The 363-nt window shown below is 50.7% G+C and carries 1 protein-coding gene and 1 pseudogene; both read right to left on the minus strand.

The genetic code is table 11. The features are described 5' to 3' along the window. Positions 1 to 237 (minus strand): MBG domain-containing protein (locus DM397_RS00320; protein ID WP_239457747.1); only part of this gene is annotated, 237 nt, incomplete at its 3' end. 33 nt (positions 238 to 270) lie between these two features. Further along, positions 271 to 363, minus strand: a pseudogene (locus DM397_RS24180) (MBG domain-containing protein); the annotation flags it as partial.

A 363-nucleotide genomic window follows, 5' to 3' on the forward strand; every position in this document is an offset into this window, starting at 1 on the left:
AGATGCCTGACCCACCGTAAGAGTACCCTCAACATATGAAATCGAATAGTTTGGAGATGATGCGCCGCCTGCTGTGATTGCATACGTGCCAACTGGACTTGAAGCCGTAGCTGTGCTTGCGGCTGTAGCCGCAGTTGTTAGCGATGCTTCAGTATCACCGTTTACAAATCCTGAATAGCTCACCGTCAGAGTCGGATTCGCGCTACCGTATGCCTTACTCTTGTCATCGGCTGTCACTATAAGAGACGCTTGGGTTACTGTCAGAGTCCCATCAGCGTATGATATTGAATAGTTCGGAGATGATGCGCCCCCTGCCGTTATTGCATACGTTCCCACGGGACTGGATGCCGTAGCTAACGTTGA

The organism is Flavobacterium nitrogenifigens (assembly GCF_003254565.1).
Classification (GTDB): Bacteria; Bacteroidota; Bacteroidia; order Flavobacteriales; family Flavobacteriaceae; genus Flavobacterium; species Flavobacterium nitrogenifigens.